Source organism: Rhodococcus sp. ZPP, from assembly GCF_017656075.1.
GTDB classification, from domain to species: Bacteria; Actinomycetota; Actinomycetes; order Mycobacteriales; family Mycobacteriaceae; genus Rhodococcus_F; species Rhodococcus_F oxybenzonivorans.
The window spans coordinates 2413051-2435071 of record NZ_CP058638.1 but is presented as its reverse complement, the minus strand read 5'-3'; the positions used below and the strand labels follow the sequence as shown (position 1 = coordinate 2435071).

The following is a 22021-nucleotide window of genomic DNA, read 5'->3' as shown; positions in this document are numbered from 1 at the left end:
CTGCGGCATCGAGTAGATGCGCGCGCACGCCGCTGACGGAGACCGCGAGGGGCGGCCCGCGGAACCGAGGGGAGACACGATGAGCACGGCGACGAGGACGGACAGGGCGGGGCGAGCGCAGCGGGGGGACAACTCGAAGTCGCCGGCGCAGCATCGTGCCGACAGCCACGATCTGATCCGCGTGCAGGGTGCGCGGGTGAACAACCTTCAGAACATCAGCGTCGAAATCCCGAAACGCAGGCTGACGGTGTTCACCGGTGTGTCCGGCTCCGGCAAGAGTTCCCTGGTGTTCAGTACGATCGCCGCGGAGTCGCAGCGGATGATCAACGAGACCTACAGCGCCTTCGTTCAGGGCTTCATGCCGACGCTTGCCCGGCCCGACGTCGACGTACTCGACGGGCTGACGACCGCGATCATCGTCGACCAGCAGCGGATGGGCGTCGACCCCCGCTCCACCGTCGGCACCGCCACCGACGCCAATGCGATGCTCCGAATCCTGTTCAGCCGGCTCGGAAAGCCGCACATCGGCTCGCCCCAGGCGTACTCGTTCAACGTCGCCTCGATCTCGGGTGCGGGCGCGGTCACCATCGAGCGCGGCGGCCAGCAGACGAAGGAACGGCGCAGCTTCAGCATCACCGGCGGCATGTGTCCGCGCTGCGAGGGCAGGGGCTCGGTCACCGACTTCGACCTGTCCGCTCTCTACGACGACAGCAAGTCACTCAACGAGGGTGCGCTCACGATCCCCGGCTACAGCATGGAAGGCTGGTACGGCCGCATCTACCGCGGCTGCGGGTATTTCGACCCCGACAAGCCGATCCGCAAGTACACCAAGAAGGAACTGCACGACCTGCTCCACCGGGAGCCGACCAAAATCAAGGTCGAGGGCATCAACCTTACGTACACGGGGCTGATCCCGCAGATACAGAAGTCGTTCCTGTCCAAGGACGTCGACGCGATGCAGCCGCACATCCGCGCGTTCGTCGAGCGGGCGATCACGTTCACCACCTGCCCCGACTGCGACGGCACCCGCCTCAGTGCGGCCGCGCGATCGTCGAAGATCAAGGGCATCAACATCGCCGACGCGTGCGCGATGCAGATCAGCGACCTCGCGGTGTGGGTGCGCGGTCTGAAGGAACCGTCGATGGCGCCCCTGTTGGAGAAGTTGGGCGCAACCCTCGACTCGTTCGTCGAGATCGGGCTGGGCTACCTGAGCCTCGACCGGCCGTCGGGTACGTTGTCGGGCGGTGAAGCGCAGCGTACCAAGATGATTCGCCACCTCGGGTCCTCGCTGACCGACGTCACCTACGTCTTCGACGAGCCCACCACAGGCCTGCACCCGCACGACATCGCCCGAATGAACGACCTGCTGCTCCGTCTGCGGGACAAGGGCAACACGGTGCTCGTCGTGGAGCACAAGCCGGAGACGATCGTGATCGCCGATCACATCGTCGACCTCGGCCCTGGCGCCGGTACCGCCGGTGGGCACGTCTGCTTCGAGGGCACCGTCGAGGGCCTGCGAGCCAGCGACACCATCACCGGCCGTCATTTCGACGACCGGGCCGTGCTGAAGGAAGCGGTGCGCGCCTCCACCGACTCGCTCGAGATTCGTGGTGCGAACGCCCACAATCTGCAGAACGTCGACGTCGACGTACCGCTCGGCGTGCTGGTCGTGGTGACCGGTGTGGCCGGGTCGGGGAAGAGCTCGCTGATCCACGGCTCGCTGGCCAAACGGGACGGCGTGGTGTCGGTGGACCAGGGCGCCATCCGCGGCTCGAGGCGCAGCAACCCGGCGACGTACACCGGATTGCTCGATCCGATCCGCAAGGCCTTCGCGAAGGCCAACGGCGTCAAGCCTGCATTGTTCAGCGCCAACTCCGAGGGCGCCTGCCCCACCTGCAACGGCGCCGGTGTCATCTTCACCGACCTGGCGATGATGGCCGGTGTCGCCACCACCTGCGAGGAGTGCGAGGGAAAGCGGTTCCAGTCAGCGGTGCTCGACTACCACCTCGGCGGCCGCGACATCAGCGAAGTGCTCGCGATGTCCGTGGCCGAGGCCGAGGAATTCTTCGGCGACGGGGAGGCGAAGAACCCGGCCGCGCACAAGATCCTCGTCCGGCTCGCCGACGTCGGGCTCGGTTACCTGGCGCTCGGCCAGCCGCTCACGACGCTGTCGGGCGGCGAGCGGCAACGACTCAAGTTGGCTACCCACCTGGCGGAGAAGGGTGGTGTGTACGTCCTTGACGAGCCGACCGCCGGCCTCCACCTCGCGGACGTCGAGCAGTTGCTCGGACTGCTCGACCGGCTGGTCGACTCCGGCAAGTCGGTCATCGTCATCGAGCACCACCAGGCGGTGATGGCGCACGCCGACTGGATCATCGACCTCGGCCCCGGGGCCGGTCACGACGGCGGCACGATCGTTTTCGAAGGCACGCCGACCGATCTGGTCGCCGCCCGCTCCACACTCACAGGCGAGCATCTCGCGGCCTATGTCGGCGCCTGACCGAGTTATGCGGAACTCCGGCGGCGGGGATGTCTCGTTCCCGCCTGTCGGAGCCGTATCCGACGTCGAGCTGTGACCTAACTTGTGAGGTCGGTCACCGCTTTCGCGTGACAGCTGGGGCCGGTTGTTGCCCGCGGGACTAGTGTTCCGCCAAAAATCCACAGAACAGCGTTGTCTGGGACGGGTTTGTCAAATCGACGCGCCGAAATCTGTCGAACGCGTAGTAGCCTGTGACGAAACCGTGATCAATTCGTTACCGGTTACCCCGCTCGACAGAGGAATCTGGTTTGTCTCGACACCGGAAAATCGACCCAGCACCGCGCGCCCTACGACGCCGCCACCTGAAGACCGTTCGCGGCCGACTGATAGCAGTCCCGCTTGCCGCCAGTGCACTGCTCGTGGCCGGGAGCACGATCGCGTCCGCGACCACCGGCGATGTGGCCGTCGGCATCGCGCCTACCGCCGCGGAGGCGGGCGTGTCGCTCTCGATGGCACCCCAGGTCTTGCAGTTCCCGCGTACGGATCTCACCGACTTCACCGACGAGCTGCAGCAGGCGACCCAGCGTGAGGTCGAGCGGATCGAGCGGGCGAGGGCCGAGGCCGAGCGGCTTGCCCGCGAGGCTGCGGAACGGGCTGCCGCTGAGGAAGCCGCGCGTCGACCGGGTGTCGTCTTTCCGACCGACGGTACTTTCACGTCGGGCTTCGGCCCGCGGTGGGGCACGAACCACAACGGCATCGATATCGCCAACTCCATCGGCACCCCGATCAAGGCCGTCACCAACGGCACCGTGATCGAGTCGGGTCCGGCGTCGGGGTTCGGGCAGTGGGTCCGTCTGCAGCAGGACGACGGCACCATCGGCGTGTACGGCCACATCGACAGGTCGCTCGTATCGGTCGGGCAGCAGGTCCGCGCGGGCGATCACATCGCCACCATGGGCAACCGCGGTCAGTCGACCGGACCTCACCTGCACTACGAGGTTTGGACGGCCAACGGCGCCAAGATCGATCCTGTCGGCTGGTTCAGCTCGCGCGGAGTGTCCGTTCCCGGACACGGCGGCTGAGACACGCGTATACAGACGTTGTCGCGCATCCTACGATGCGCAGATGAGACTGCCGAAGAGCGCGCACACATCTCAGCCCTGGCGAATCCACGAATTCACCCGTGACTTCCGGCTCGAGGACGTGTGGGCTCTACCGACACCCGGTGGTCCGGACGACTTTCCCCGGCTGGTGCAGGTGATTACAGCCTTCGACCCGATGAGGCGCGGGCCGTGGCCGATGCGTCTGTTGTTCGCTATTCGCTTCGAGCTCGGCAAGGTGTTCGGGATTGACGATCAGGACGCCGGTTCACGTGTGCCCGCTCCCACTCTCGCCGATCGGTTGCCGGACGACCTGCGTGCGAGCCCGGCCGGCCCCGGCTCCGACACGCTGCCCTTCACCTCGCTGTACCAACTCGACGACGAGTGGGCGCTCGAAGCTGTCAATCGGACCGTGCACGGAATTCTCCATGTCGGCTGGGTGCCCGATGAGGTGGGCGGTTTTCGCGGCCAAATGGCCATTCTCGTGAAACGGAACGGGAAGCTCGGGGCCGCCTACATGGCAGCGATCAAGCCGTTCCGGCATGTGATCGTCTACCCCCTGATGCTGCGGGAGTTCGGACGGGCCTGGCGGGCAAGCACTGAGCGCCGACACAACTGATATGGACGCAGATTTGTCAAGAGGGCAGCAGGAGGCGGACGTCCAGGACCGTCGTCGTGGACGTCCGCCTCGGGTGGCCCCGGATGAATCTGGTGGTTGGTGGCGAGCGTGTCGGTTGTCGACGCGTTGTCGAAGTCTGATATGCGCGGGTTGGCTACCGCAAAGACAGTTGTTCGGCTGGAGTGGATCGCTGGTCTAACCTCGAGCGTGATCCCAACGTGCAGTTGAGGATTGCTCATAGTTGTCTCGCGGGTCACTCCCAGGCGCTGTTGTCACCAACCGTGTGATCATCCGGGACGTTTGTAGGCCCTGCCGGCCCCTGGTCAGTGCCTCATCGGTCGTCGCCGAGGAGCGGGGGCAAGGTGGAGTCCCCGCAGCGCAAGCGAGGAGAACCGACCTTGCCGCCCGACGAGCAACGACCAGAATGGCCGCGACGGGGAAGGCCCCGTGGTCAGTCGTCGAGCACGGCCAACGACCAGCACCACCCGGCGAGCTCGCGGGCGATGGCGGTGTTCGCCAGCACGGGACGCTTGCGGCGGGCGTCGAACCCGGCCCAGCGTTCGTGCAGGCGCCGGTTGCCCCGTTGCCCGCGGGCTCGGGCCGCCGGTGAGGCCTTGTTCCAGCGGCGCCGCAGATCCACCCCGGCACGATAGGGCTGCCGGTGATGCCAGGCGGCCTCGATCAGCAACCGGCGCGCGTGCCCGTTGCCGGTCTTGGTGATCGGCCCCTGCGAGCGGGAGGCGCCCGAGGACGACTCGGTGGGCACCAGTCCCAGGTAGGCGCCGATCGAGCGGCCGGTCAGCCGGTGCCAGTCCCCGATCTCGACCGCCAGCCCGAAGGCGGTCAACGTGGATACCCCGCGCAGACACCCGAGCCGGGTCACCACCGGGGTGTAGGCGCTGTCGGCGGCCATCCGGGTGATCGCGGCATCCAAACGGTCGCGCCGGCCGAGGGCGGCGAGCATGGTGTCGTACGCGGTCTCGTAGGCCAACTGCAGACCGGGCTCATCGAAATGCTGGCTGCGCAGCCAGGTGTCGTGCACCTGCGTCCACGCGTGCCCGCCGTAGTAGACGATTCCCTGCCGCAGAAGAAGTTTCGACAGCCTGTGCCGAGCCGCCATCAGATCCCGGCGCACGTCCTCGCGGGCGCGCACCAGATCCCGGGCGGCCTCCTGCGCCACGCTCGGCACCGTGACCGGGGTGATCTGATCGAGGTGCAGCAATCTCGCCAGATGCCGTGCATCTCGCACGTCGGTCTTGACCCGATCACCGGACGGGCGCTGCAGCTTCGAGGGTGCGGCCACCAGACACTCGATGCCGACAGTGTCCAGGAAACGGGCCAGCCCGAACCCGGTGGGCCCGGCCTCGTACGTCGCCTTCACCGGATCCGGCAACGACCGGATCCACTCGAGTATGTCGCGATGATCGGGCGTCAATCGGCGCTCGAACAGCTCACCGGTCCGCCCGTCGAGGCCGCACGCGACGACCGATCGTGCGTGCACATCCAATCCGACGCTCGTACGCAATGATTCATTGCTGGGGCCTCCCACATCTTGTGGCTCTACCGGCCAGGACCCGTTTCCTGTCGGCAACCCACGTTCACATGTGGAGTGGGCCCCAGCCCATACCCTCATACTGTCTAACCCAATTGTCAGAAATCAGCGGATCATTCACGCAATGCTCATGAGCACTGCTCGACGCGTGTTCGCGCAGTTCACCTGGAGTTATGGCACCCCGCTAGCCTTTCAGGCAAGGGCTATCGGGGAGTGACTGTGGAATTCAGACATCTCGTCTCATTCATCGCTATAGCCGAGGAATTACATTTCGGCAGAGCCGCAACGCGGCTGCATCTCACCCAACCCTCGCTCAGCGCGCACCTGCAGAAGCTGGAGAAGTCGCTCGGAGTGCGTTTGGTGGCGCGGACCTCGCACGAGGTCAAGCTGACGGTCGCAGGCAGGGAGTTCGAGGGGCAGGCGCGTTCGATCATCGCTCAGGTGGACAAGGCCGCACAGATTGCCAAGGCCACTGCGGAGGGACGATCGGGCACGTTGAACATCGGATACAACCTGCCTGCCAGTCGGCACGTGCTGCCCTCGGCTCTGGTGAGGATGACTGCCGCCCATCCCGATGTCGTAGTGTCCCTATGGGAGAGGCGTACTGGTCCGCAACTCGACGATCTTGCAGACGGTCGCCTCGACATCAGCCTGGTGTACGGACATCCCCGCAGCGCGGAATTCCGGTCCCGACTCGTGCTGCGCAATATTCCGCTGGTGGCTGTCGTCGGAGCAGGGCACCGCTGGGCCGGGAGGGCTGGTGTACCGTTCGCCGAACTCGCCGCTCAGTCTTGTGTTCTGTTCACTCGCGAGCAGTGCCCGGCCATGTACGACTCGATTTTCTGCGCCGCGGCGACAGCAAAATTTCGCTCAACGTCGTTCAGCTGGCGGACGATCCGGGAGCGACGGCGCATATGGTGTCGGTCAAATCCTTGGTGGGGTTCGCCTCCCAGCCGCGCGCCTCGTCCGGGGGGTTGCTCGCGATGGGCACCAGCACGGTGGCGGTGAAGTTGTTCGATCCGACCCCCATGATCGACCTGTATGCCGTGTGGCGCGCGGACGCGATCAATCCTGCGGTGTTCTCCTTCCTCGACTGCATCGGTCATGGCGAAGGGTCGTCGAGGCCCGAAAACGCCCTTGCTGCGATCTGATTGGGCTATCAGCTGAATCTACTTCAGTCCGGACCGAACGAACGCATTGACGATGTGCCGTTGCAGGACGATGTAGAGCGCGAACACCGGTAGGCACGCCAGACCGGCGACGGCCATCATCGGCCCCCAGTCGTTGCCCTCGGTTCCCATGAAACTCCTCAACCCCAACTGAACGACCGAATTGCTGCGCTGCAGGACCACCGCCGGCCAGAAGTATTCGTTCCAGGCATTGATGAACAGCAGGATAGAAAGAGCCGCCAATGCAGGACGCAGATTCGGTACCACTACGGTCCACAGGATCGACCATGACGAACGTCCGTCCATCTTCGCTGCCGCGACCAGCTCCTTCGGGAAGCTGTCCAGGTGCTGCCGGAGCATCAGGACACCCAGCGCGGAGCACAGCGTCGGCACGATCACCCCGGCAAGGTTGTTGATCAGCCCCAGCTGGTACAGCAGTACATAGTTGGGAAGCATCGTGACCTGAAAGGGCACCAACCAGGTCCAGACGAAGGCGAGATACAACAGCCGCTGGAAGCGGAACGAATACATCGCGAACGCGTACGAGGCGAGCAGGGCCACGAAGAGTTGACCCACCGCCGAGACCGCCGATACGGCGAATGTATTGACGAGCAGTCCGATCACGTCGACCTTCTCGACCGCGTCCACATAGTTGCCCAACGACAGCGGCCACGGAACGGGGGAGAGGGAGCCGACGTCGTCGGGCCGTCGCAGTGACGTCGCGAGCAGCCAGTAGATGGGAAATATGCACGCGAGGGCGATGGCGACGAGGACGGCATGTCCCCATGCCCGCCGCCACAACGGCTCGGAAACGGGTGACTCGCTAGTCGTCATGGAACGAAATCCTTTCCGAGAGCCACACGAGAACACCCGCGATGAGACCGAAGCCTACGAACAGCAGCACTCCGGCGGCGGCGCTGAGTCCGGCGTCGAAGCTGTGGAAGCCGTAGTCCCACAACAGGTAGTAGATGTTGGTCGTCGCCTGCGACGGTCCGCCCTGGGTGAGAGTGTCGATCAGCGGGAACGTCCACTGGGCGCTGAGGAGCACCGTCATCAGAGCGAGGAACACCAGGGTCGGGAAGAGCAGCGGCAAGGTGATCCACCAATCGATCTGGCGCCGGGTGGCGCCGTCTACCTGCGCCGCTTCAGCGTAGTGGCCACTGACGCCGGCCATGCCGGCCGAGACCACCAGCACCGCGAACCCTATGAAGTGCCAACCGGTGATGAGCACGATCACCCACTGTGCCGTGGCTGGTTCGCGGATCCAGTTGGTGTCCGACCCCAAGACCCGGTTGATCACCCCTGCACCGGGGTCCAGCAACCACTGCCACACGGCCGCGCTCGCCACCGGGGCGACGAGAAACGGCGCGAAGATCAGGCTCTGATAGACCGCGCGAGAGCGCCCACGGACGCCGCGGGTCGCGAACGCGACCACGACCGGGAGCACCAAGGTGAACGGCAGCAGGCCGACGACGAGGACGACGGTCCGCCAGACCGAGTCCCCGAAGGTCGGCAGCTCGAGCAGCCGCCGGTAATTGTCGGCGCCGACGGGGACCATCGGCGTGGTCGGCAGCAGATTCCAGGAGTACGTCGACAGCTGGGCTGCCTGGATCAGGGGTCGGTAGGTCCACACGATCAGCAGCGCGACCGCAGGCGTGAGATACAGGTAGGGAGCGGCCGCCCGCATCACTCTCCGGAGAGGGTGGACACGGGCGGCCGGAACGACCGCCGGCGACGGGGAAGGCACTGGCGTGTCGGTGAGCTCCGGTACGGCAACGAACACGATCGCCTCCTCAGCCCGTCCCGAGCGCGAGCGCCCGCAACCGGTCGAGCATGTCCTGCTCGGGAATGTCGTAGACCACCTCGGCCGGGGTCGCCTCCACCGCAGTGGCCACTACGGTGTCGCCGAGGACGTCGATGCGGGTAAATCCATACCCGGCGTGGCCGCGGTGCCGACCGACCGGCGCCAGCGGGTCGACCCGGTACGACAGTGCCGGACCCACCCATACCGGAATCCCCGCCACCGCACCGGTACCGGTCACATGTGCGTGCCCGCAGAGGATCATCCGGACGTCGGATCCCGCCACGACCGCCGCCAGCCGGTCCGGCTCCTGCAGCCGCAGGGAGTTCACCGTCGTGACCGGCGACGGAATCGGCGGATGGTGTAGGACGAGGAGAGTGCCGCGCCTACTCGTCAGGGCCAGTTGGTCGCCGAGCCAGGTGAGTTGTTCCTCGGTAAGGCCGCCCTCGTGCCGACCGGGAATGGTGCTGTCGAGCACGATGATCCGCAGACCGCAGACGTCGTGCACGGTGTCGTACGGTGCGGCGAGGTCACCAGAACGGAGGCTGAGAAGTTCGGTATAGAAAGCCGTGCGCTTGTCGTGATTGCCCATGGCGAAGACAATCTGAGCGCCCAGCGACGCTGCCGCCGGCTCGACCACCGCACGCAGCCGCCGATAGGCCTCCGGTGCCCCGTCGTCGGTGAGATCCCCCGACAGGACCAGCGCGTCGACTCGCCGACCGGATTCGACGATCCGGTCGAGGGTGCGCCGTAGCGCGTCGAGGGTGTCCACCGCGTCGTGAACAAGCTTCCCACCGGTGGTGATATGAGTGTCGGTCAGCTGAATAATCGTGAGATCGTCGCCGGACCTGCCTGCTGCGGTGCTCATCCGACGGGCAGAAGCGCGCTGGCCTGCTTCTGGGCGGCCTCGAGGGTGGATTTCGGTTCGGCGTCCTGATAGACGATCGCCTCGACGGCATCCATCATGCCATCGCGGATCTGCAGATAGTTGTCGCCGGGCATGGAGATCCATGGCTCCATCGATTCGAGCTGCGCGAGGTTGGGGGCGAGAAGCGGGCTCTTCTGTGCCCAGTCCTGCAAACCAGCCGGATCGTCGACGAGCCCGGTGCGCAGCGGCAGGTACCCGATGCCCTGGGCGATCTTCGTGTACGCCGCTTCACTGGTGAGGAACTTGATCAGCTCCCACGACGCCCGCTGCTTCGCGGGGTCCGAGGCGAACGTGAACAGGGAGGCGCCGGAGTTGGTCGGCACCGTGGTCTTGCCGGCGAAGGCAGGCATCGTCGTCGCGCGCAGGTCCCACTTGTCCCTGGCGCCCTTGACGAATGTGCCCTGGATTGCGCTGGTTTCCAGGATCATGCCGATGTCACCGCGGGCGAAGGCCTCGTAACCCTGCTGCTGGCTGAGCTTCGGTGTGGCACCGGACTGCACCAGGTTTTGTGCCATGTCCGCAACCTGTACCGCGGGGTCCTCAGCGAACGTGAGTGACGACCGGTCCTCGGCGATGACCCGTCCGCCGTTGGACCGGACGAGGCTCTGGAAGCACCAGTCCTTCGCGGTCTTGGTCAGGCAGTCCAGGTACACCCCGCCCTTGCCCGTCTTCGAGGTGATAGCCGCCGCGGCGTCGGCGACCTGATCCCACGTGGTCGGCGGGTTGGCAGGGTCGAGGCCCGCCTGCTCGAACAACGTTGCGTTGTAATAGAACACCGGGGTGGAAAAGACGAACGGCACGCCGTAGGTTGTGCCTTCCCAGTCGCCGAGATCGCGTGCGGTCGCAGCGTAAGGGTGCTTCGCACCGTCGAAATTCTTCTGCACCGCATCCTTGCCGACGAGATCGTCGAGGGGCTTGGCCCCCAGTTGATGGATCGTGAAGTCCAGGTCACTGAAGCCGAGCTGCGCGACGTCCGGGGGCGATCCGGCCACCGTCTGGCTCTGGATGCTCGAGACGGTGTCGGTGGCCGGGTTCGGGCTGTTGCCCTGCGGCTTCTGCGCCGTGACGTGGATGTTCGGATTCTGTTTGATGAAATCGGCGATCAGGGCGTTGAAGGTGTCGGTCCACGCCCCCGCCATGCCGTAGTTGTAGCTTTCGAACACGATCGACACCTGTTGATTCGAAGCGAGTTCCGGGACCGGACCGGAACCGCTCGCCGCTGAGTCCGTGGTGGTGGTGCCCAGGCCGCCGCAGGCGGTCAGGACTGCAGCGCTGGTCGCGAGCGCGACCAGCGCGGGCAAGGTCTTCTTCACTGTTGTCTCCTGTGATGTGTGGAAGGCGAGCGAATTCAGTGGCCAGGCTCAGGCCACTGACAGGGAGGAAGCCTCGGGGACGGATGCCCCGTGCTCGTGTGGGGGCCGCCAGAGCAGGCGGCATCCGGTGCCGGATTCGAACAGGTGGAGGTCGCGGGGGTCGACATCGAGTCCGGTGGCGTCGCCGACCCGAACCGGAACGGGCCGCGGCGCCCGCACCGCCAGACTGGTGGCGCCCACACTGATGTGCACGATCTCGTCGCCGCCAAGGTTCTCGATTGCGGTGACGACACCGCGCAGGCGGGCGTCGGGGGTATCGAAGTGCAGCCGTTCGGGTCGGATCCCGACCGTGACCGCCCGGGGCCACGAAGCCGCGCCGGCTGGTAGCCCGAGCGGTGCGTCGAGCCCGTCGGCAACGGCATGCAGCTCACCCGCCCGGTCGACGATCGTCGCGTCGATCAGGTTCATCGGCGGGGACCCCAGGAATGCGGCGACGAACGTCGACCGCGGAGCGTCGTACAACTCGGAGGGGGTCCCGATCTGCTCGACCCGCCCCCCGTTGAGCAGTGCGATTCTCGAGGCCATGGTCATCGCCTCGACCTGATCATGGGTGACATACAGGAATGTGGTGGCCAACCGCCTATGTAGAGAGGTCAGTTCGGTCCGGGTGGCACTGCGCAGCGCCGCATCGAGGTTCGACAGCGGCTCGTCCATCAAGAACGCGCCCGGCTCGCGCACCATCGCCCGCGCGAGCGCGACCCGCTGACGCTGCCCACCCGAGAGGGCGCCCGGCCGCCGGTCGAGGTGTTCGATCAGACCGAGGGCCGTCGCCACGTCGGTGACCTTCTCCCGAATCTGCTGCCGCGAGCGGCCCCGGGTGCGCAACGGGAAGCCGATGTTTTTCGCGACGGTCAGATGTGGATACAGGGCGTAGCTTTGGAACACCATTGCCACGTCCCGGTGCCGTGGCGGCGTCGCGGTGACATCGACATCGTCGAGCAGAATCCGCCCCGTCGACAGCGACTCCAGCCCGGCTATCATCCGCAGCAGCGTCGACTTGCCGCACCCACTGGGCCCGAGCAGGACCAGGAATTCACCATCCGCGATATCGAGATTCACATCCTGCACGACCGGGGTCGTGCCGAACCGTTTCGATACCCCGTCGAGTCTTATCCGTGCCACCCACGTCTCCTCACATCCGTCATCGTTCTTGCGGAACGACAACAGTTGCCAGTGACTGTCCGGTGAACGCCGCGCGGCCGGATCATGTTGGCCCTCGCTCGCGGTGACGGCGGCCTGCAACAATAGGAGAACATCGCAAGTGCGATCGACAGCAGCGATCGCCGCCACCCCGGAGGCAATAGCCCACTTCTATGCGCAACGGAAAAGCATTACTGGTGTGTGTGTTTGGTGATTTCTGCAATCGATGAGCTGGTGGTGACCTCGGCGGTGACGGGCGAGACTCCACCCACACCGTGGGTTTCGCCGAGTTCGAGTACGAACTGACGCAACCGGTGTCTCCGAGCGGTCTTCTCAAATGCTGCCGGGGATGTCCAGCACCTTTACCCCGGCCGTCTCACGTACCCCTGACGGGTCGGTCTTATTTGTGCGCTGAGTGTGGACGCCCGACACGCCATCTCCATGTGACGCCCGTCTCACACTGAGACGCTCGAGAGCTGGATTACGCGGTTCAATTCATTGCACAACGTCCCCACCGCCGGCACTCGGCCGGCACCCGATTCAGGAGGCGCACATTGAGTAGGCAAAGCCTGACAAAGGCCCACGCGAAGATCACCGAACTGTCATGGGATCCGACCTTCGCGACCCCGGCCACCCGGTTCGGCACCGACTACACCTTCGAGAAGGCTCCGAAGAAGGACCCTCTCAAGCAGATAATGCGGTCCTACTTCCCGATGGAGGAGGAGAAAGACAACCGCGTGTACGGCGCCATGGACGGCGCCATCCGCGGCAACATGTTCCGCCAGGTTCAGCAGCGCTGGCTCGAATGGCAGAAGCTGTTCCTGTCGATCATCCCGTTCCCGGAGATTTCGGCCGCCCGTGCGATGCCGATGGCCATCGACGCCGTGCCGAACCCGGAGATTCACAACGGGCTCGCGGTGCAGATGATCGACGAGGTTCGGCACTCGACGATCCAGATGAACCTCAAGAAGCTGTACATGAACAACTACATCGATCCCGCCGGGTTCGATATGACGGAGAAGGCGTTTGCGAACAACTACGCCGGCACCATCGGCCGTCAGTTCGGCGAAGGCTTCATTACCGGCGACGCGATCACCTCGGCGAACATCTATCTGACCGTGGTTGCCGAAACCGCGTTCACGAACACCCTGTTCGTGGCCATGCCCGACGAGGCAGCCGCCAACGGTGATTACCTGCTGCCCACCGTGTTTCACTCGGTGCAGTCCGACGAATCGCGGCACATCTCCAACGGTTACTCGATCCTGTTGATGGCCCTCGCCGACGAGCGCAACCGTCCCCTGCTCGAACGCGACCTGCGGTACGCGTGGTGGAACAACCATTGCGTCGTCGACGCCGCGATCGGCACCTTCATCGAGTACGGCACCAAGGATCGTCGCAAGGACCGGGAGAGCTACGCCGAGATGTGGCGGCGGTGGATCTACGACGACTACTACCGCAGCTACCTCATCCCGCTCGAAAAGTACGGCCTGACGATCCCGCACGACCTGGTCGAAGAGGCGTGGAAGCGGATCACCGAGAAGGGTTACGTCCACGAGGTAGCGCGTTTCTTCGCCACCGGGTGGCCGGTCAACTACTGGCGGATCGATGCGATGACCGACACGGACTTCGAGTGGTTCGAGCACAAGTACCCGGGCTGGTACTCGAAGTACGGCAAGTGGTGGGAGGAGTACAACCGCCTCGCCTACCCCGGACGCAACAAGCCGATCGCGTTCGAGGAGGTCGGGTACCAGTACCCGCACCGCTGCTGGACGTGCATGGTGCCCGCGCTCATTCGTGAGGACATGGTCGTGGAGAAGGTCGACGAGCAGTGGCGGACCTACTGCTCGGAGACCTGCTACTGGACCGACGCCGTCGCGTTCCGCAGCGAGTACCAGGGCAAGCCGACTCCGAACATGGGGCGGCTCACCGGGTTCCGTGAATGGGAGACCCTGCATCACGGTAAGGACCTCGCTGACATCGTGCAGGATCTGGGTTATGTCCGCGATGACGGCAAGACCCTCGTCGGTCAGCCGCACTTGCATCTGGACGATCCGAAGAAGTTGTGGACTCTCGACGACGTCCGCGGCAACACGTTCCAGAGCCCGAATGTGCTCTTGAACGAGATGTCGGACGCCGAACGCAACGCGCACATTGCCGCGTACCGCGCCGGCGGCGCAGTTCCGGCCTGATACAGGCCCGGTGGGTGGCGCCGCGGCCACTTCCGGCGCCACCCACCGCCTCACCATTCACTTCACAAGCACAGGAGAGACCCCGTGGCCGACAAGCACGTAATCAACTTCGAGCCCGTCGATATCGAGATGGAAGTCGGCGAGGACGAGTACATCCTCGATGCGGCATTCCGGCAGGGCATTCACCTGATGCACGGGTGCCGTGAGGGGCGGTGCTCGGCCTGCAAGTCGTTTGTTCTCGACGGCGATATCCAGATGGAGAATTACTCGACGTTTGCGTGCAACGACGCCGAGGTCGACGACGGACACGTCCTGCTGTGCCGTTCCACCGCTTACAGCGATTGCACCATCGAACTGCTCAACTTCGACGAGGACGAACTCCTCGGGGGCGTCCCCATCCAGGATGTGCGCACCCAGGTGACCGCAATCGAGTCGATGACGAAGGACATCGTGTCGCTGCGGCTGGCGCCCATCGAACCCGCGGCGTACGAATTCAAACCCGGCCAGTATGCGGACCTGCACATCCCGGGAACCGACGAACATCGCTCCTTCTCCATGGCGACAACCCAATCGACGCCGGGGCATGTCGAGTTCCTGATCAAAAAATATCCCGGCGGCAAGTTCGCCGGCCTGCTCGAGGACGGGATCTCAGTGGGTGACGAGATCGCCCTGACGGGACCGTACGGGTCGTTCACAATCAAGGAAGGCCATGTCCTGCCGATGGTCTTCATCGGCGGCGGCGCAGGGATGGCTCCGCTGCTGTCGCTGCTGCGGCACATGAGCGAGACGGGCAACACCCGGCAGGTGCATTTCTACTACGGTGCCCGCACCCCGCAGGACCTGTTCTATCTCGACGAGATCCTCGAGCTCGGACAGCGACTGACGAACTTCACGTTCGTGGCCTGCCTGTCGGAGTCGATGGACCCTGCGCCGGGGGGTGCGATTGCCGTCGAGGACGGCAATGTCACCGATGTCGTGAGCCGCTGCGAACCTGAGCTCGGTCGTGCAGAGGTGTACCTGTGCGGGCCGCCGCCGATGGTCGACGCAGCCCTGGAACTGCTCGAGGCGGAGGGCACCCCGCACGACCAGATCTTCTATGACAAGTTCACCAGCCCCGCATTCGATTAGGCGCCCCGAGAAAACCACCATCCTGCTTCACCGACAGAACTGAGAAACGAGATGACCGCAACTTCCGAGCCCAAGCAGCGGAGCTTTCCGAAGATCGAGTTCACCGACTCCGAGGCTGGTGCACTGGAATTCCCCAGCTCCCGCAGCCGCACCTTCACCTACTACACGCCGGCCAAGAAGCGGTCGACGATGTACGAGGACGTCACGGTCGACGTCCAGCCCGACCCCGACCGCCACCTCTCCCAGGGCTGGATCTACGGCTTCGGTGACGGCCCCGGCGGCTATCCGCAGGAGTGGACGGCCGCGAAGTCGTCGAACTGGCACGCCTTCCTCGACCCGAACGAGGAGTGGGACCAGACCATCTTCCGTAATAACTCCAAGGTCGTCCACCAGGTCGAACTGTGCCTGTCCAACGCCAAACGCGCCCGGGTCTACGACGGCTGGAACACACCGTGGCTGACGTTCATCTCCCGCAACCTGGGGGCGTGGATGCACGCCGAGAACGGGTTGGCGCTCCACGTGTTCACCTCCATCCAGCGGTCCTGCCCGACCAACATGATCAACACCGCCGTCGCGGTGAACGCCGCCCACAAGATGCGTTTCGCCCAGGACCTGGCACTGTTCAACCTGGACCTGTCCGAGGCCACCGAGGACTTCGACGGCGCCGCGCACCAAGAGGTGTGGCAGTCCGCTCCCGAGTGGCAACCCACCCGCGAGGTCGTCGAGCGGCTCACCGCGGTTCCCGATTGGTGTGAGCTGCTGTTCGCCTCGAACATCGTCTTCGAACAGCTGGTGGGATCGCTGTTCCGCACCGAACTGGTCATGCAGATCGCCGCCGGCAACGGTGACTACATCACCCCCACCATCGTCGGTACCGGCGAGCACGACTACGACCGCGACCTCAACTACACCCGCAACCTCTTCCGGTTGCTCACCCGCGACCCCGAACACGGGGAGACCAACAAGGAGCTGTTCGGCACCTGGCTTGCCACCTGGGTGCCCCGGTGCCTCGCCGCCGCCCGGGCGCTGCAGCCGATCTGGTCGCAGCCGGCCGACAAGGCAGTCACCTTCGCCACCAGTCTGGACGCCGCAACCGCGAAGTTCCGTTCCCTGCTCGAGGACCTCGGGCTCGACATACCCAAGGAGTTGGACCAGTGACCATGCAATTCGGATCGACCACCGAGTTCTCCAACATGTGTGGCGTCACCTTGATGAACACCCCCATCGGCCGCGTCGTCGCGGAGGTGATGGGCGCCAAGGACGGTGTCGAGCTGACCGAGTACCCGTCGATGATCCGCGTCGACGGCCAGAAGCTGCTGAGTTTCGACTACGAGGAACTCACCGACGCTCTCGGTGAGGAGTTCGACGGCTCCATCTTCGAGGAGATCAGCTCCACCCATTACGGGCGCATGGTTCACCTCGACGACAAGACCCTGCTGTTCGCCAGCCCCGAAGACGCCGCCGAGTACATCGGATTCGACCTCACCGAGCACTGACCGCAGCTGTCCGGGGCCACTCAGGTGGCCCCGGACACCCCCAGCCCACCCGAAAACCAGGACCAAGCGAGGACGCGATGTATCAGAAGGACGGTCGGAAATACTTCATCGTGGATGGCCACGTACACATCTGGGACGGTCGCAAGTCGAACCAGAAGAACGTGCACGGCAAGCAGTTCATCGACTGCTTCTACGACTACCACAAGAACCTCAGCCCCGAAGAGGTCGTGTGGGACTACGACACCTACACGTACTACGGCAGCGAACGCTTCGAACGCGACATCTTCGTGGACGGATACGTCGACCACGCGATCTTTCAGGCCACCCTACTCAGCGACTTCTACCACAACGGATTCGGGCAAACCGACGAAGCACTCGCCCTGGTCGCCAAACACCCCGGCAAGCTCACCTACAACCACGCCTACGACCCACGGCACGAGGAGGCCGGGCTCGAACAACTCCGCAAGGACGCCGACCGGATGAACCTGCAGGGCGTCAAGCTCTACACCGCCGAATGGCACGGCGACTCCCGCGGCTACAAACTCGACGACCCGTGGTCGCGGCGCTACCTCGAAGAGTGCATCAAGCTGGGTATCAAGAACATTCACGTACACAAGGGCCCGACGATCCGTCCCCTCGACCGCGACGCCTTCGACGTCTCCGACGTCGACAAGGTCGCCACCGACTACCTGGACCTGCGCTTCGTCGTCGAACATGTGGGTCTGCCACGGCTCGAGGACTTCTGCTGGATCGCCACCCAGGAGTCGAACGTCTACGGCGGATTGGCAGTGGCTCTGCCGTTCATCCACACCCGGCCCCGCTACTTCGCCCAGATAATCGGTGAGTTGCTCTACTGGATCGGCGAGGACAAGATCCTGTTCGGCAGCGACTACGCACTGTGGACCCCGAAATGGCTGATCGAGAAGTTCGTCGACTTCCAGATCCCCGAGGACATGCAGGGCGAGTACGCCCCGATCACCGTCGAACAGAAGCAGAAGATCCTCGGCCTCAACGCCGCAGCGCTGTACGACATCGACGTTCCCGCGGACCTGCAACTGGCCGAGCCGGCCGGGCAGGAAGGTGTGGAGGTCGCTGCCGGGGCGCGGGAAACCGTGTCGTCATGACCACCACCACCACCGCCGCCGTCGTCTGCACCGAAGAGGACGTTCTGATGGCCTTGTCGACGGTCACCGACCCGGAACTGGACGAGCCGATCACCGAACTCGGTTTCGTCCGGTCGGTCACCCTCGACGATGACGGGGTCACCGTGCACCTGCGGCTGCCCACCGCGTTCTGCTCGCCGAACTTCGCCTACCTCATGGCCTCCGACGCCCTCGACGCCCTGCGCCTGATCGAGGACATCGGCGAGGTTCGGGTGCTGCTCGACGACCACCACGACAGCGACAAGATCAACACCGGCCTCGCAGCCGACGCCGGATACGTCGGAACGTTCGGCTCCGAGGCGGAGGAGAGTCTGCACGAACTGCGCCGAACGTTTCGGTCCAAGGCACATGCCGGGGCGATGGAACGCTGTGTCGAGGCGCACCTGAAGACCACCGACATGGGTGTGAACGAGATCTACCGACTCGTTCTCAGCGACCTCGCCCCCGGAAAAGCGAAGGCCGCGTTGCTGCGACGCCGAATCGGCATCGGGTTGAGCATCTGCCCGGCCAGCCCAGTGTTCGTCGACGACGCCGGCAAACGCATCTCCGCGGAGTCGGTGCCGATGCGGCTGCGGTTCGCCAAGTCGGTGCGCATTTCGATGGAAGGCAACGCCCACTTCTGCCGCGGCCTGCTCGCCACCCGCTACGCCGACAGCGAATCCGTCGGCAGCACTCCGCGAATCACCGATCTCAGAACCAGGAGCCCGCGATGAAGGCCGTGCAAGTGGTGGGATACCACACCAAGCTGCAGCTCACCGATATTCCCGAACCCACGATCGAGGGTCCCCTCGATGTCATCGTGCGGATCGGCGGCGCGGGTGTGTGCCGTACCGACCTGCATGTTCTCGAGGGGCAGTGGGAGGAGAAGTCCGGTGTCGCACTGCCGTACACAATTGGTCACGAGAACGCCGGTTGGGTCCACGCGGTGGGTGACGCCGTCACCAACGTGGTGGTCGGCGACAGGGTGATCCTGCACCCGCTGATCACGTGCGGGTTGTGCCGGGCGTGCCGTTTCGGTGACGACGTCCACTGCCAGAACAGCAAGTTCCCCGGCATCGACACCAACGGCGGATACGCCGAGTATTTGCGCACCACCGCCCGCAGTGTGGTCCGGATCGACGACTCGCTCGAACCCGCCGACGTCGCCGCCCTCGCCGACGCGGGCCTGACGGCGTACCACGCCGTCGCCAAGGTCGCCAGGACCACTCGCCCCGGAGACGTGTGCGTGGTGATCGGGGCAGGCGGACTCGGCCACATCGGCATCCAGGTCCTGAAGGCGATCTCCGGGGTCACCGTGGTCGTGCTCGACCGTAACCCCGCGGCCGTCGACCTCGCCGTGAAGATCGGCGCCGACCACGGCATCGTCGCCGACGGCACCCACATCCAGCAGGTGCTCGACCTGACCGGCGGGCACGGTGCCGAAGCCGTCGTCGACTTCGTCGGCGAAGGCGGCGCCACCGCCGAAGGGATCGCGATGCTGCGCCGCGCCGGGAACTACTACGTCGTCGGATACGGCGAGAACCTCGACGTCCCGACCATCGACGTGATCTCCACCGAGATCAACTTCATCGGGAACCTCGTCGGCTCCTACAACGACCTGCAGGAGCTCATGACCCTCGCCGCCCAGGGCAAGGTCACATTGCACACCACCCGGTACCGGCTCGAGGACTTCCAGCAAGCTCTCGACGATCTCGATGCCGGTCGGGTCCGCGGCCGGGCGATCCTCGTCCCTTAACCGCATCTCTCCGCGAAAGAAAGCACGAAAGGAACATCAGCCATGGCGAAAGAGCTGCGGTACAACACGGACGCCCGAGCCCGCCTCGAGCAGGGCGTCAACGCCCTCGCCGACGCGGTCAAGGTGACCCTCGGCCCCAAGGGGCGCAACGCGGTGCTCGAAAAGCTCACCGGGCCACCGACGATCACCAACGACGGCGTGACCATTGCCCGCGAGATCCAGCTCCGCGAACCCTTCGCCAACATGGGTGCCCAGTTGGTCAAGGAGGTGGCGATGAAGACCAATGGTGTGGTCGGCGACGGCACCACCACCGCCACCGTGCTCGCTCAGGCCATGGTCCGCGAGGGTCTGCGCTCGGTCGATGCCGGCGCCAACCCCATGCGGGTGCGGCGCGGCATCGAGCGGGCCGTGTCCGTGGTCGTCGATTCCCTCCGCGAGCAGGCCTCCCAGATCGGGGGGCAGAGTGAACTGCACCGGATCGCAACCCTCGCCGCCAGCGACGACGAAGTGATCGGGCACGCCATCTCGACGGCGGTTGATTACGTCGGCAAGTCCGGGGTTGTCACGACCGAGGAGAGCGACACCCTCGGGCTGTCGGTCAACATCGTCGACGGCATCGAGTTCGATCACGGCTACATCTCCGGCTACATGGTCACCGACCCGGAGCGAATGGAAGCGGTGCACACCAATCCGCTGATCCTGCTGACGAATAAGAAGATCACCCAGGTCCAGGACATCATGCCGAGCATCGAGGTGGCCAAACGTGCCGACCGACCGCTGGTGGTACTGGCCGAGGACGTCGACGGTCCGGCCCTGCAGCTGCTCGTCGGCGGAAACATGCACAAGACCATGCAGTCGGTGGTCGTGCGTGCCCCCGGTTTCGGCCATCGCCGCGTCGCCGAGCTCGAAGACCTCGCCGTGGCACTCGGTGGGCACGTGATCGCCAAGGACACCGGCATCGAACTGTCCGAAATCAGCGTCGAACATCTCGGATCGTGTGACCGCATCACCGTGACCGAGAACGAGACCACGATCGTCGGCGGACAAGGGGACCAGCGCCTCCTCGATGCCCGCATCGCCCAGCTCGAGGCCCAGCTCGAGCGCGCCAAGATCGAGGCGGATCAGGAAAGCCTCGAACTGCGTATCGCCCGGCTCACCGGGCGTGTTGCCGTCATCCGCGTCGGCGGCGCGACCAGTGTCGAGCTCAAGGAACGGATGCTGCGCGTCGACGACGCGCTGGCCGCCACCCGCGCCGCGGTCGAGGCCGGAATCGTCTCCGGAGGTGGCACCGCGCTGGCGCAGTCGCATCGGGCATTGGCCGATCTCGACCTGGCCGGTGACGAGGCCATCGGATGCGACGTCGTGCGTCGCGCTCTTCCGGAACCGCTGCGCTGGATCGCGATCAACGCCGGGTTCGACGGCGACGAGGTCGTCGAGGTGGTCGCCGGCCTGCCGCTCGGGCACGGATTCAACGCGCTCACCGGCGAATACGGGGACATGTTCGACGACGGAGTGATCGACCCGTTCAAGGTAACCCGCGCCGCACTCGAAAGCGCAGCCTCGATCGCGGCACTGCTGATCACCACCGAAACCGCTGTCGTGGAGGAGGTTATCGGTAATCCCGGTGCCATCATGGCACCCGGTTTCGGCGATCTCGCCGAAGGCATGGTCCGCCCGTCGAATATCTACTAGAAACCAGTGGGTCACTGCCTCGGGGTCCTGCGAGGCGGTGACCCACTCGCCCGAAAGAAAGTGAAGCAGAGTGATTTTCATTGTGGTGAAGTTCAATGTCCTCGACGAACACCAGAACGACTGGTTGCTCATCACCAAGGAGTTCACCGACGCGACCCGATCGGAACCGGGCAATCTCTGGTTCGAATGGCACCGCAGCGCCGACAATCCCGCCGAGTTCGTGCTGATCGAGGCATTCGCCGACGGGCAGGCCGGTTCCGACCATGTCAATGCGGACCACTTCCGGAAGGGATTGGACGCGATGCGCCCGGCACTGAGCGAGACACCGCGCATCCTCCACACCGAGCTTCCCGGCGACGACTGGTCCCGTATGGGCGAGTTGGACATCGCTTCGTAATGCGCCACGCACCACACCGGGCCAGGCAAACCCCGGTGTGGTGCACCCGTGACGGACACA

At 65.0% G+C, this 22021-nt stretch carries 18 protein-coding genes and 1 pseudogene; 13 read left to right on the top strand and 6 right to left on the bottom strand.

Annotated elements, in window-relative coordinates; genetic code table 11:
* Window positions 1–79 precede the first annotated feature (79 nt).
* The 3 genes from HYG77_RS11560 to HYG77_RS11550 all read left to right on the top strand — a co-directional run bounded on the left by HYG77_RS11560 (window position 80) and on the right by HYG77_RS11550 (window position 4198).
* A complete protein-coding gene (locus tag HYG77_RS11560) occupies window positions 80–2500 on the top strand; it encodes an excinuclease ABC subunit UvrA (protein ID WP_208962721.1) in 2421 nt (806 codons plus the stop codon).
* Between the two features lie 362 nt (window positions 2501–2862).
* Window positions 2863–3561, top strand: coding sequence for a M23 family metallopeptidase (locus tag HYG77_RS11555; RefSeq protein WP_208963358.1), 699 nt, complete (start codon window positions 2863–2865; stop codon window positions 3559–3561).
* 43 nt (window positions 3562–3604) lie between these two features.
* Window positions 3605–4198 carry a DUF2867 domain-containing protein gene (locus HYG77_RS11550; protein WP_109326739.1) on the top strand — a complete coding sequence of 198 codons (594 nt, stop codon included), beginning with the start codon at window positions 3605–3607 and terminating at the stop codon, window positions 4196–4198.
* A gap of 451 nt (window positions 4199–4649) precedes the next feature.
* Here the strand turns inward: HYG77_RS11550 and HYG77_RS11545 are convergent, their stop codons facing one another.
* Entirely contained in the window at window positions 4650–5699 is a 1050-nt protein-coding gene (locus HYG77_RS11545) for an IS110 family transposase (RefSeq protein ID WP_208962720.1), read from the bottom strand.
* Between the two features lie 270 nt (window positions 5700–5969).
* On the opposite strand from HYG77_RS11545, the pseudogene HYG77_RS11540 reads away from it, so the two are divergent.
* Window positions 5970–6901 (top strand): annotated as a pseudogene (locus HYG77_RS11540) (LysR substrate-binding domain-containing protein).
* 18 nt (window positions 6902–6919) lie between these two features.
* Here the strand turns inward: HYG77_RS11540 and HYG77_RS11535 are convergent.
* Genes HYG77_RS11535 through HYG77_RS11515 form a run of 5 tightly spaced genes read right to left on the bottom strand, consistent with a single transcriptional unit; the run spans window position 6920 to window position 12143 of the window.
* Window positions 6920–7753: a carbohydrate ABC transporter permease gene (locus HYG77_RS11535; RefSeq protein ID WP_208962719.1), complete on the bottom strand. Its 834-nt coding sequence runs from the start codon at window positions 7751–7753 to the stop codon at window positions 6920–6922.
* Window positions 7743–8702 (bottom strand): sugar ABC transporter permease, encoded by a 960-nt coding sequence (locus HYG77_RS11530; RefSeq protein ID WP_208962718.1) that lies wholly within the window; start codon window positions 8700–8702, stop codon window positions 7743–7745. The genes HYG77_RS11535 and HYG77_RS11530 overlap by 11 nt, the downstream gene beginning before the upstream one ends.
* 10 nt (window positions 8703–8712) lie before the next feature.
* The gene (locus HYG77_RS11525; protein WP_208962717.1) at window positions 8713–9588 is read right to left on the bottom strand and encodes a metallophosphoesterase; all 876 of its coding nucleotides are present in this window, start codon (window positions 9586–9588) and stop codon (window positions 8713–8715) included.
* The gene (locus tag HYG77_RS11520) at window positions 9585–10961 is read right to left on the bottom strand and encodes an ABC transporter substrate-binding protein (protein ID WP_208962716.1); all 1377 of its coding nucleotides are present in this window, start codon (window positions 10959–10961) and stop codon (window positions 9585–9587) included. Before HYG77_RS11520 ends, HYG77_RS11525 begins: the two co-directional genes overlap by 4 nt.
* 48 nt (window positions 10962–11009) lie before the next feature.
* Window positions 11010–12143: an ABC transporter ATP-binding protein gene (locus tag HYG77_RS11515; protein ID WP_208962715.1), complete on the bottom strand. Its 1134-nt coding sequence runs from the start codon at window positions 12141–12143 to the stop codon at window positions 11010–11012.
* Window positions 12144–12715: 572 nt separating this feature from the next.
* Here HYG77_RS11515 and HYG77_RS11510 point away from each other — a divergent pair.
* The 9 genes from HYG77_RS11510 (at window position 12716) to HYG77_RS11470 (ending at window position 21961) form a co-directional block, all read left to right on the top strand.
* A complete protein-coding gene (locus HYG77_RS11510) occupies window positions 12716–14350 on the top strand; it encodes a methane monooxygenase (RefSeq protein ID WP_109326748.1) in 1635 nt (544 codons plus the stop codon).
* 84 nt (window positions 14351–14434) lie between these two features.
* Window positions 14435–15478, top strand: a complete 1044-nt coding sequence (locus HYG77_RS11505; RefSeq protein ID WP_109326749.1) for an FAD-binding oxidoreductase — start codon at window positions 14435–14437, stop codon at window positions 15476–15478.
* A 51-nt stretch (window positions 15479–15529) separates the two neighbouring features.
* Window positions 15530–16636 (top strand): aromatic/alkene monooxygenase hydroxylase subunit beta, encoded by a 1107-nt coding sequence (locus tag HYG77_RS11500; protein WP_208962714.1) that lies wholly within the window; start codon window positions 15530–15532, stop codon window positions 16634–16636.
* A complete protein-coding gene (gene mimD / locus HYG77_RS11495; RefSeq protein ID WP_162603180.1) occupies window positions 16633–16974 on the top strand; it encodes a propane 2-monooxygenase effector subunit MimD in 342 nt (113 codons plus the stop codon). Before HYG77_RS11500 ends, mimD begins: the two co-directional genes overlap by 4 nt.
* Before the next feature lie 77 nt (window positions 16975–17051).
* Window positions 17052–18098: an amidohydrolase family protein gene (locus tag HYG77_RS11490; protein ID WP_208962713.1), complete on the top strand. Its 1047-nt coding sequence runs from the start codon at window positions 17052–17054 to the stop codon at window positions 18096–18098.
* Window positions 18095–18850, top strand: coding sequence for an iron-sulfur cluster assembly protein (locus tag HYG77_RS11485; RefSeq protein ID WP_208962712.1), 756 nt, complete (start codon window positions 18095–18097; stop codon window positions 18848–18850). The genes HYG77_RS11490 and HYG77_RS11485 overlap by 4 nt, the downstream gene beginning before the upstream one ends.
* Window positions 18847–19872: an NAD(P)-dependent alcohol dehydrogenase gene (locus tag HYG77_RS11480; RefSeq protein ID WP_208962711.1), complete on the top strand. Its 1026-nt coding sequence runs from the start codon at window positions 18847–18849 to the stop codon at window positions 19870–19872. Before HYG77_RS11485 ends, HYG77_RS11480 begins: the two co-directional genes overlap by 4 nt.
* A 42-nt stretch (window positions 19873–19914) precedes the next feature.
* A complete protein-coding gene (gene groL, locus HYG77_RS11475; protein ID WP_208962710.1) occupies window positions 19915–21564 on the top strand; it encodes a chaperonin GroEL in 1650 nt (549 codons plus the stop codon).
* Window positions 21565–21634: 70 nt separating this feature from the next.
* Window positions 21635–21961, top strand: a complete 327-nt coding sequence (locus HYG77_RS11470) for a putative quinol monooxygenase (RefSeq protein ID WP_109326758.1) — start codon at window positions 21635–21637, stop codon at window positions 21959–21961.
* Window positions 21962–22021: the final 60 nt, after the last annotated feature.